Annotated in this window: 9 protein-coding genes; 6 read left to right on the top strand and 3 right to left on the bottom strand. The window is 73.5% G+C overall.

From position 1 onward, the window contains the following. The first annotated feature begins 3 nt into the window (after positions 1–3). Entirely contained in the window at positions 4–1,050 is a 1,047-nt protein-coding gene (locus ACTIDRAF_RS0223280; protein ID WP_425359131.1) for a glycosyltransferase family 9 protein, read from the top strand. A 250-nt stretch (positions 1,051–1,300) separates the two neighbouring features. Then, positions 1,301–1,768, top strand: a complete 468-nt coding sequence (locus ACTIDRAF_RS0223275) for an STAS domain-containing protein (RefSeq protein ID WP_016701105.1) — start codon at positions 1,301–1,303, stop codon at positions 1,766–1,768. A 131-nt stretch (positions 1,769–1,899) separates the two neighbouring features. Here the strand turns inward: ACTIDRAF_RS0223275 and ACTIDRAF_RS0223270 are convergent, their stop codons facing one another. Continuing rightward, positions 1,900–2,205, bottom strand: a complete 306-nt coding sequence (locus ACTIDRAF_RS0223270) for an HPr family phosphocarrier protein (RefSeq protein ID WP_016701104.1) — start codon at positions 2,203–2,205, stop codon at positions 1,900–1,902. A 453-nt stretch (positions 2,206–2,658) separates the two neighbouring features. On the opposite strand from ACTIDRAF_RS0223270, the gene ACTIDRAF_RS0223265 reads away from it, so the two are divergent. From ACTIDRAF_RS0223265 to ACTIDRAF_RS0223255, 3 genes are all read left to right on the top strand, one after another. Continuing rightward, on the top strand, positions 2,659–3,699 hold the full coding sequence (locus ACTIDRAF_RS0223265; protein WP_016701103.1) for a LacI family DNA-binding transcriptional regulator: 1,041 nt from the start codon (positions 2,659–2,661) through the stop codon (positions 3,697–3,699). 104 nt (positions 3,700–3,803) lie between these two features. Continuing rightward, the gene (locus tag ACTIDRAF_RS0223260) at positions 3,804–5,003 is read left to right on the top strand and encodes a cytochrome P450 family protein (RefSeq protein WP_016701102.1); all 1,200 of its coding nucleotides are present in this window, start codon (positions 3,804–3,806) and stop codon (positions 5,001–5,003) included. Positions 5,004–5,460: 457 nt separating this feature from the next. Beyond that, positions 5,461–6,441: an MBL fold metallo-hydrolase gene (locus ACTIDRAF_RS0223255; RefSeq protein WP_016701101.1), complete on the top strand. Its 981-nt coding sequence runs from the start codon at positions 5,461–5,463 to the stop codon at positions 6,439–6,441. A gap of 206 nt (positions 6,442–6,647) precedes the next feature. On the opposite strand, the gene ACTIDRAF_RS30745 is transcribed toward ACTIDRAF_RS0223255, so the two are convergent. Then, the gene (locus ACTIDRAF_RS30745; protein ID WP_157163233.1) at positions 6,648–8,771 is read right to left on the bottom strand and encodes a metallophosphoesterase; all 2,124 of its coding nucleotides are present in this window, start codon (positions 8,769–8,771) and stop codon (positions 6,648–6,650) included. A gap of 107 nt (positions 8,772–8,878) precedes the next feature. Then, positions 8,879–9,382: a hypothetical protein gene (locus ACTIDRAF_RS0223245; RefSeq protein WP_157163232.1), complete on the bottom strand. Its 504-nt coding sequence runs from the start codon at positions 9,380–9,382 to the stop codon at positions 8,879–8,881. A gap of 280 nt (positions 9,383–9,662) precedes the next feature. Here ACTIDRAF_RS0223245 and ACTIDRAF_RS0223240 point away from each other — a divergent pair, with 280 nt between their 5' ends. Beyond that, positions 9,663–9,992, top strand: a complete 330-nt coding sequence (locus ACTIDRAF_RS0223240; protein WP_016701098.1) for an FKBP-type peptidyl-prolyl cis-trans isomerase — start codon at positions 9,663–9,665, stop codon at positions 9,990–9,992. Positions 9,993–10,514 lie beyond the last annotated feature (522 nt).

The following is a 10,514-nucleotide window of genomic DNA, read 5'->3' as shown; positions in this document are numbered from 1 at the left end:
CCGATCACCGGTCTCGTGCACGGGGCGGGAACGGTCGCCGACCGGTCCCGGTCACCGGCGCCCCTCGCCCGCCGTGTGATCCCGAGGAGGTTGACGGTGTCCGAGGAACCGTGGGTCCTCGCCCTGCGGGCGCTGGGGCTGGGCGACGTGCTGGTGGCCGTTCCCGCGCTGCGGGCGCTGCGGACCGCCTTCCCGGACCACCGGGTCGTGCTGGCGGCACCGTCCGAGCTGCGTCCCCTGGCGGCTCGGATCGGGGGGATCGACCTGCTGGCCGTCCGCGACCTGGACCGGCCGCTGCCCCGGTGCGCGCCGGCGACCGCCGTGAACCTGCACGGGGCCGGCCCGCGGAGTTCCGAGCTGCTGGCCGCGTTGTCGCCGGCGCGTCGGATCGGCCACCGGGGCCCGGGGTGGCCGGGGCCGGAGTGGGTGGAGGACATGCCGGAGCGGGAGCGGTGGTGCCGCCTGCTCCGGGAACACGGGATCGCCGCGGACGCGGGGGACTTCCGCCTGCGCGCACCGGACGACCCGGGGCCGGCGCCGGGTGCGGTGGTGGTCCACCCGGGAGCCGCCTTCCCGAGCAAGCGGTGGCCGGCGGAACGGTTCGCCGAGGTGGTCCGGTGGCTGCTCGACCGGGGGGAACGGGTGGTGCTGACCGGGACGGGCGCGGAGCGGAACCTCACGGCGCGGGTGGCGGCGTTGGCCGGCCTCCCCCCGGAGTGCGATCTCGCCGGCCGGACCGACCTCGACGTCCTGGTGTGCCTGGTGGCCCACGCTCGGCACGTGCTCTGCGGGGACACCGGGACCGCGCACCTGAGCTACGCGTTCGGGGTGCCCTCGACGGTGCTGTTCGGCCCGGTGCCCGCCAGGCGGTGGGGACCGCCGGTTGGCGGCCCCCACCGGGCCCTGTCCGCCGACGAGCTGCGGCACGGCGACCCCTTCGGCGCCGTCCCCGACCCGGCGCTGCTCGGGGTGCCGGCGGCCGCCGTCCTGCGTGTTCTCGCAGAGCAACTGATCGACGGGGAAAATGGGCGGGTATATCACCTGTTGTGATTACCTACGCCCCCCGTTTCGCGCAGTGAGTAGTTACTTGTCGCGATGGACTGGCCCCGTGGGAGTGAGTGCGCTGGGGCGGGCTTGCCCGTACGGTGGAGTCACAAGGGACGCACGCGGTGCTCCCACCAGCCATCAGCGCGTCTCGTCGGCGCGAACGCCACAGTCAACGTCGAGCCGTTCACCGGCAAGGACATGACGAGTCCCCCGCACCGGCAGAACGAGTGAACGGCGAGGACGGGAGGTTTCGATGACCAACGTCTCCGGCCGTGCCCCAGTGACGAACTGCCGCCCGCGCGGCCCTGGACGGCCACGTCCACGCACCCCCGGCCCGGGCGAGGGCCAACTCTCGCTCACCATCGAGCACGACGCCGACACCGCCAGGTCCGGCGACGGCCATCCGATCGTCCTCCACTTCCACGGCGAGGTGGACATGGTCAGCGAGCCCGCTCTTCGGCAGGGGATACTGCCCCACCTCGGCGGCGGGCACCCCGTCGTCGTCCTCGACCTGTCCGGCGTCACGTTCTTCGGCGCGCGCGGCATCAGCGCGTTGATGACGGCGCAGGACACGGCCGAGCACCAGCACATCGAACTCCGGCTGGTGTCGAACCGGAACACGGTGCCGCGCGTGCTGCGCGCCGCCGACGTCGGAGACGTGTTGCCCGTGTACGACAGCGTCGCCGCCGCGATCGCCGAACCCCGCCGGCCGACGAGCTGAGCCAGTCCCGCCCCGCGTGCCGGGGGCAGGGGCGAGGGCCGATCTCCTCGGGCGAGCGTGACCAGTTCCCCGCGCTCCGGAACCGGCACCCCGCCCGGCGTCACCCGGGTCGCCGCTCCCCACCGCCGGTGTCAGGAGGGCTGGTGAGCCGCGGCCTCCTCGGTGTCCGGCTCGCGCTCGATCAGGGTCGCGAGCGCGTCCACCGCCTCCCGGGCCCCGTCGCCGTCGGCACTGAGCTCGACCTCGTCCCCGTGCCCGGCGGCCAGCGTCATCAGCCCCAGCACGCTCGCCGCGCTCACGGCACCGCCCGGCGCTCCGTCGACCACCTTCGCGATCGACACCGCCACGCTCTGCTCGGCCGCCTTCCTCGCCACCAACGCCGCTGGACGCGCGTGCAGACCCACACTCGCCGCGACGACGACTCGCCGTGTGTACACCGGGGCTCTCCCTCTCCCGACAGCATGAGGAACACGCGCCGGGCGAGACCCCGCCACGGTGCGCGGCTGTGAGGCTACCCAGCGCCACCCGGTGCCGTCGAGATCCACCTCCTCCCGGCGAGCGGACCGGAGGGCCGAGCTCGCTCCGCCGGCCGCCGGTCGCCGCGATCCGACGCCTCGGGTACCGGCGACCCGGCCCCGCTCGACCAACCCCGCCCCGGACCGCCGCCCCGCACGCACGCGGCACCGGCCGCCCCGCACCGGTCCCACGGCCGGCGGGAGACGACGGGCGCCCGGGAGACCCCCTCAGCCCCGACCCAGGAGCGACCGGCGCCAGGAACGGGACCGACGACCTCCGCCCCCGGACCCCGTCCGTGGGTTATGGTCTCCCAGCTCAGCAGCAGGGGAAGCCGGGATCGGGCGTCCTCGTCAACCTTCATCCGGGAGGCAACGGTGGGCGCTCGCGCCAGCATCCGCGACGTCGCCGCGCGCGCGAAGGTGTCCCTGGCCACGGTGTCCAACGTGCTCAACCGGCCCGAGGTGGTCGCCGCCGCGACGCGGGAACGGGTCCTCGCCGCCATCGAGGAACTGGGGTTCGTCCGCAACGAGTCGGCGCGACAACTCCGGTCCGGCCGGCCGAGGGCGATCGGGCTGGTCGTACTGGACGTCTCCAACCCGTTCTTCACCGACGTCGCCCGGGGTGTGGAGGAGGCCGCCAGCGAAGCCGGACACGCCGTGATCCTGTGCAACAGCGCGGGTTCACCCACCCGGGAGGCCAGGCACGTGGACCTGCTGGCGGAACAACGGGTGCACGGTGTGCTGATCACCCCGGCCACGAACTCCCTGGAGGCCGTGGACGGACTGCGGCGGCGCGGGGTCTCCGTCGTGCTGCTGGACCACCCCGCGCGGTTGGAGGACACCTGCTCCGTCTCGGTGGACGACCGGACGGGCGGGGAGATCGCGGTCACCCACCTGCTGGCGGAGGGCCACGACCGGGTGGTCATGGTCAACGGGCCCGCCCACGTCCACCAGGCGGCGGAGCGCCACCGGGGGGCGGTGGACGCCGTCCGGCGGGCCGGGCGGAACCCGGATTCGTTGGAGACGGTCGTCATGCCCACCCTCGACGTCTCCTCGGGTCTGCGCGCGGGCGAACAGCTGCTGGCCAGGCAGGCTCGGCCCACCGCCGTCTTCTGCGCGAACGACCTGCTCGCGTTGGGTGTCCTCCAGGCCCTGGTGCGCGGCGGTGCCCGGGTGCCGGAGGAGGTGGCGATCGTGGGATACGACGACATCGACTTCGCCGCGGCGGCGGCCGTTCCGCTCACCTCCGTGCGACAGCCCCGCCACCTCATCGGCAGGACGGCGGCCCAACTCGTCCTCGCCGAGGCCGACACGTCCCGGGCCCACGAACACCGCCACGTGGTCTTCACCCCCGAACTCGTGGTCCGCGAGTCCAGCCGGGGCCCGCGTCGCTCCCGCACCGCCGCCGAGCGCTGAGCGGCCACCGTGGCCACCGTGGCCACCGTGACCACCGGAGCGAACAGGCTCGACCACGAACGGTAACGTCGCCGACGTTCCTGTCCCGCACGACGGAGGCCCGAGTGAGCACCGAGTCCCCCCACCGTGGCGCCCCTTTCGACGCCGCCTGCCTGCGTGACCCGCATCCCGTGTTCCGAGACCTGCGGCAGCGGTGCCCGGTACGGCACACCGAGCTGCCCGACGGATCACATGCCTGGCTGGTGCTGGAGCACGAACTGGTCCGGTCCGGTCTCGCCGATCCGGCGCTCTCCCTCGACAAGGCGAACTCCCGTGACGGCTACAGCGGGTTCCGCCTGCCCCCCGCGCTGGACCGCAACCTGTTGAACATGGACCCGCCGGACCACACCCGGATCAGGACACTGGTGTCCGGCGAGTTCACCCCGCGCCGGGTCGCCGCCATGCGTCCTCTGGTGACCGGGATCGCCGAGGGGCTCCTCGACCGCTTCCCGCCGCACGGGCCGGTGGACCTGCTCACCGCCTTCACCGCACCCCTTCCCGTGCTGGTCATCTGCGAACTGCTGGGAGTCCGGGGAGCGGACACCGCGGCGATGCGCGGGTGGATGGAACGCCTGTTCGTCCCCGACCCGGAGGACCCGGCCGCCGCGGGGAGGTCGATCGCCGCGATGGTGCGGTTCCTCGCCGACACCGTCGCGGAACGCCGGCGCGCCCCCGGCGACGACCTGTTGTCGGCGTTGGTGACCGCGCGGGACGGCGAGGACAGGCTGACCGAGGACGAGCTGACCTCGCTGGCCTTCCTGATGTTCTTCGCCGGGTTCGAGAACACCGTGCACGCCATCGGCAACGGGGTGCACGCACTGCTCAACCACCCGGAGCAGCTGGCGGCGCTGCGCGCCGATCCGGCCCTGGTCCCCGCCGCTGTCGAGGAGGTCCTCCGCTACGAGCCGCCCGCGCAGTTCGCGATCCGGCGGTTCCCCCTGCGGGACCTGGACATCGGGGGCCAGGTGGTGCCGGCCGGGCAGACCGTGCTGCTCGGGGTGAGCGCGGCCAACCGCGACGCGGCCGTCTTCGCCGACCCCGACGAGTTCGACGTGCACCGCGAGGATTCCGGCCGGCATCTCACCTTCGGGCGGGGGCCGCACTTCTGCGTGGGGGCGGCGCTGGCCCGGCTGGAGCTGGAGGTGGCCTTCACAACCCTGTTCCAGCGGTTCCCGCACCTGCGGTTCGCCGTGCCCGAGGAGGAGCTGGTGTGGCGGCCCTCGCACCGCAGCCGGGGACTGGCCGCGCTCCCCGTGCTGTTCTGAGCCACCGGTTCGGCCCCGGCGCGCCGTGCCCCCAGCGCGGCGCGCCGGGATCGGCGGTCGCGCCTCGGCCGAGGGGCCGAGGTCGTCCCGGCTGGTCCGTTCGGGCGCGGGACGCCCGGTCGTTCGCGGCGGCGATGCCGCGCGCCGGGGCAGGAGACCGTGCCCCGGTGTCCGTCGGGCACCCGGCACCGTTGGGGCGGCGTGGGGCGCCCTCCCCCCGGTGGGCGGCAGGTCGGTGCCGACCCGGTGCCGCGTGCTGTCCGACGGCCAGCAGCCCGGTGTCGGCAGCGGGGTGGCGCGCGGCGGTGCGGGCCCGGAACAGGGAGTCACGCACGGTAACGTGAGCTCGCGGGACGTGACGCGGTCGCCCCGGGCCGGCCCGGGGACCGACCACCTCCCGGCGGCTGGCCCGCGCCGGGCCAGCCGTGCTCCAGGAGGACGACGAGAGGAGCGCTCAGTGGAGGGCCCCGGGAACCCGGTGGAGGTGCGCGCACTGACCGACCAGGTGCACGCCTACCTCCAACCCGACGGCGGCTGGGGGTGGGCGAACTCCGGGCTGGTCAGGGGCGCGGAGGCGTCGCTGCTCGTCGACACCTCCTTCGACGCCCGGCTCACCCGCGCCATGCTGGACGCCCTGCGGCCCCTGACCGGGGAAGCTCCCCTCCGCCTCGCCGTCAACACCCACGGCGATGGCGACCACTGGTACGGCAACCACGTGTTGCCGTCCTCGGTGGACGTCGTGACCACGGCGGCCGCGGCGACCGAGATGCGCGGCCTCACTCCCGACGTGCTGGCGAACCTGGTCCACGCGGAGCTGCCGTGGCCCACCAGGAGCTACGTCCGGCGAGCGTTCGGCGCCTTCGCGTTCGCCGACACCGGCGTCAGGCTTCCGACGGACACCTTCAGCGGCCGGCTCGACCTCGACCTGGGCGGTACCGTCGTCGAACTGCTGGAGGTGGGCCCCGCCCACACCTCCGGGGATCTCCTGGTCCACGTGCCCGGCTCGGGCACGGTCTTCACCGGGGACATCCTCTTCGTGGGAGTCACGCCGGTCATGTGGGAGGGACCGATCGACAACTGGATCGCGGCCCTGGACCGGGTGCTCGGGTTGCGGCCCGAGCACATCGTCCCCGGTCACGGTCCGCCCACCGACGCGGCGGGGGTGCTGTCCGTCCGGTCCTACCTGGAGCACGTCCGCCGCGAGGCACGGGAGCGCTTCGACCACGGGATGCCACCGGAGGAGGCCGCCGCCGACGTCGACCTCGGTGGGTTCGCCCACTGGCGGCTGCCGGAACGGGTCGTGGTGACCGTCGACCGGCTGTACCACGAGTTCGACCCGGAGCGGCCGCTCACCGGGAAGATCGAGATGTTCGAGGCGATGGCCCGCTACGACGCGTCCCGGTTCCGGCCACGGCGGCCCCACCCGACCCCAGGTTGACCCGTGGGGCGGGTCCGCCCCGCCCGTCGTCGCCTGACCGCCCGTGGCTTCCCGCGCGACTCCCGGGTACGGGAGGCTGCCCGCCGTCCCCCGGCGACCCGGGGAGATCGCCCCAGGACAGCAACCCGCCGCCGACGGAACACCGGTCCGGCCGAGTCGGCCGGGCCGGCGTCCACCGGCGGCGAGCGAGGCCGGGCTCGGGGCGATCAGTTCGAGCCGCGTGCCGGGCGGACGGTCAGCTCGGCGCTGACGGCCACCCGCGACTCCTCGTTGACCGCCCGCACCGTCACCGCACCGGGTTCGGTGTCGGCGGGGACGTCGAGCGCGTAGGTGAAGGAGCCCACCCGAGGGTTGGTCTGGCGGTGGAGGCCCACCGACTGCCCGTCGACCAGGACCTCCACGTCGTCGCCACGGGTGAACCCCGTGCCGACGACCCGAACGGTGCCACCGGCGGCCACGCTGCTCGGCGCGAGGCGCACCGAGGCGTTCCCGGGGTCGGGGCTGTCGATCTCGACCACCTCGGCGAGGGAGTTGGACGCACGAGCCGCCCCGGCATCATCCGGCAGGAACCAGGCCCGCAGGGTGTGGGTGCCCTCCACGAAGCGGAGGGTCGTCTCCGCCTTCCCGTCACGCACCTCGACCGGCTCCCCGAGGTCCTCGGACCCGGAGCGGAACTGGACCGTTCCGTTCGTGGCGGGCTCGACGGTGGCGGTGAGGGTCAGGTCGGTGGGCGCGGTGCGTTCCCCCGCCACGGACAGGGAGGTCGTGGTGGCGGGCACGGGGTCCTCGCCGCGGTCGCCGCCCTCGGGGTCCTCGTCCAGGTCGCGGACCACGCGGTCACCGTCCCAGGTGGTGCCCTCCTTGGTGATCACGTACCCGTCGTAGAAGACGTCGTTGGACAACCGCGCCTGGTAGGTCAGCCTGTCCGCCTCGACGTCGACCAGCTGGAAGAGCTGCATGTCGCTGCCCGCCACCCGCAGGTTGGCGTCGTTGCGCGTCCAGTTCGTCCCCCCGTTGAACTGGTACATCTTGCCGCCGGTCACCGAGATCGAGTACACGGGGCCGTGGCTGACCGCCGGGTCCTCCTGGCTGTCGTGGATGCCCTGGTTGCCCCGGTTGTAGACGTGGTCGTGGCCCTGGAGGACCAGGTCGACCGCGTACTCGGTGAACAGGGGGTTCCAGTGCTCGCGGACGCGCGCGTTGTCCCGGTTGCCGGTGCCGGCGTACATCGGGTGGTGGAAGGTCACCACGGTCCACTTCGGCCGGTCGGGGTCGGAGAGGACCTCCTCCAGCCACTCGGTCTGCGCCTCGAGCACCTCGGTGACGACCGGGCCGTTCTGGAGCGGCGAGGAGTCGAGCGACACGAAACGCACGCCCTGGTAGTCGACGTAGTAGGCGCTCTGCTCCACCGCCTCGAGGGGCGAACCGTCCTCCCCGGTGGGGCCGTTGGCCGGGAACGGGAACTGCGGCTTCCAGAACGGGGAGATGGTGGTCGAGGAGTTGTACTCGTGGTTGCCGGGCGTGGCCAGGACGTTGCGGGTCTGGTTGGCGAAGCCCGCCGCCTCGTACCACTCGCCCCATTCCTTCTCCTGCACCGCGAGGTTCGCGGCGGAGAGACCGGTCTGGTTCACCAGGTCGCCGGCGTGCAGCAACATGCGGGCCTCGGGCCTGGAGAGCAGGGCCTGGTTGAAGACGCGGGGCACCGCGCTGTCGATGTAGTTCTGCGAGTCGCCGAAGTAGATGAACGAGTAGGGGGCTGCCCCGTCGGCCGCCGTGGTGAAGTCCTGCCACGGGGACCAGTTGTTGATCGAGCCGGCGCCCGAGCCGCTCGTGTTCGGGTTGGGTGGCGTTCCGTCGCCGACCCGGTACGAGTAGCGGGTGTTCGGTTTGAGGTCGGAGAACTCCACCGTGTGGTAGGTGTTCACGTAGCCGGCACCGGAGTCCACGGACTCCGAGCGGTAGGCGTCGACGGTGGTGATGTCGAAGCTGTCGGGGGCGCTCTTCGTCAGCACGTCGCCGAAGGCCGCGGGCGCCTCGACGATCTGCGCCCGCGCCGTGTCCGAGGTCGACCGCCAGTTCACCCGCTGACTGCGGGCCGGGTCCTCCGTCGGGATCAGCGTCACCCGGTCCGGGACAGGGGTCGGCGCGTACCGCTCCGCCGCCGGGTAGGCGGTGTCCGAGGCGGACGCGGTGCCGGCGGTGAGCCCGACACCTCCCGCCAGGACGAGGGCGGCGACGCCGGCGGCGGACAACCGGGTTCTGAGCGGACGGGCACGAGGCGGGCGGCCGGCACCGGCCGCCCGCGAGGAGAAGGTTGAGTCAACGGTCACGACCCGACGCTAGGGCGCTCCGGTGATCCCACGGCCACACCAACCGGAACCACCGACTCACGCAGTTTTAACACCAGTCGAACTCGGGCTTCCGCTGCCTGGGGTGCTCACCGGTCGGCCAGCGGGTCCACGACGAAGGCACCGTCGGGGCTGTACACCACGCACATCACGTCACGGTCCCCGTCCTGCCAGGTCGCCTCGGTCGGCGGGACGGGGTAGAAGTCGTACCGCTCCCGCCCGTCGCCGCCCACCGGCCAGATGTCGTCGAAGACCTCCCCGCAGCGACGGTCCCCTTCCTCGGCGACGGTGTCCTGGTCCCAGTCACCGTCGTCGAGCCGAACGAAACCGAACACCTCGTTCCGGGCTCCGACGCACTCGACCGTGTTGAGGAGACCGTCGTTCTCCGGTGGCAGCTCGTCAGGGTCGGGGAAGCAGTCGCCGTTCTCGAATCCCAGCACCCCGGGCGACTCGGCGTTCAGGAAGGACGCGTCACGGACGACGGGTTCGCTCGCGCATCCGACGAGGACCGCCGTCGCCGCCGTCAACGCGCAGCCGGCCACGACCCCCGCCCTGACCCGACCGCGCCGTTCGCTCGCCACACCCACTGCCATCCGCCTCCTCCGTTCGCGCGACCGGCGCCCGGCCGCCGGGCGAGGTTAGGCCCACAAGACGACGCCCGGGAGAACGGCAGGAGAACTGGGCCGGTCCCCGCCACCCGCCCGCCCCCAGGACGTCGCCGTGCCGTCCCGCCCGCCGGGCCGGTGGAACAGGCACGGGGGGAACACGCCGGGGTGCCCCTCCTCCCCGCCACCAGGAGCACGCCGCGTCACGCGGAGGGCGGACACCGGTCCTCGGTAGGGTGCGCCCGGAACCACGGTGAGAGGACGGATGATGAGCGCGGAACTGGGCATCGAGGACGTCAGGGTTGGCGACGGGGCGGAGGCGAAGGCCGGTGACTCGGTCACGGTGCACTACGTCGGCACCCTGACCAACGGGTCGAAGTTCGACTCCTCCCGCGACCGGGGCGAGGGCTTCACCTTCGGGTTGGGCGCTGGTCAGGTCATCAGGGGCTGGGAGCAGGGCGTGGCGGGCATGAAGGTGGGCGGGGTGCGGAAGTTGGAGATCCCGCCCCACCTCGGCTACGGGGCGCGCGGAGTGCCCCCGATCATTCCGCCGAACGCGACCCTGCTGTTCGAGGTGGAGCTGCTGGGCGTGAGCTGACGCCGGGCGGGGGCGCTGGTGGAACCGCACCGGCGCCCCTCCCCCACTCCGGCGAGGCACGAGGTCCCGCCCCGCGCACCAGCGCGGTCATCCGCCGGGGTTCCCAGCCGTTGGCGGAGCACGCGCCGCTGTTCACCGGCGGCGGAGCACGAAGCAGCCTCACCGGGGCGGTCCCACGGAGGGCCGGGCGGTCGTGCGGCCGTGGAGCGCGGATGTCGCGTGGCCTTCCTGCTGATCCCTCCTCCGGGTGTCGCTGTCTCCGGTGCCGCACTCGGCGACACCGTCGGGACCGCCTCCGCCACGCCCGTCAGGGACGTGGTCCACGCGTCCCCGTCCGACCCTGTCCTCATCCCCCGAACCCCCGCCGGGTGTCCCGGGCGGATCGGGAACCGGGCGATGACGCACGCGTCGCGGCAGCGGCTCCCGGTCGTGCCGCCGGCCTGCGAGCTTCACCCCTCGCGCGGGGCGGGTGCCGGCGCCGGTCAGTGGTCGCGGCGGGCGAGCAGGCGGGCGAGCCGGGCG

The organism is Actinoalloteichus spitiensis RMV-1378 (genome assembly GCF_000239155.1).
Taxonomy (GTDB): domain Bacteria; phylum Actinomycetota; class Actinomycetes; order Mycobacteriales; family Pseudonocardiaceae; genus Actinoalloteichus_B; species Actinoalloteichus_B spitiensis.
Note: the sequence above shows the minus strand (reverse complement) of the source record. Positions and strands in the feature narration are given on the sequence as shown.

Excerpts from the sequence above, each read along its gene's own strand:
- ACTIDRAF_RS0223245 (WP_157163232.1), bottom strand. The coding sequence starts at position 9,382 with ATGGCAGTGGGTGTGGCGAGCGAACGGCGCGGTCGGGTCAGGGCGGGG.
- ACTIDRAF_RS0223275 (WP_016701105.1), top strand. The coding sequence starts at position 1,301 with ATGACCAACGTCTCCGGCCGTGCCCCAGTGACGAACTGCCGCCCGCGC.
- ACTIDRAF_RS0223240 (WP_016701098.1), top strand. The coding sequence starts at position 9,663 with ATGAGCGCGGAACTGGGCATCGAGGACGTCAGGGTTGGCGACGGGGCG.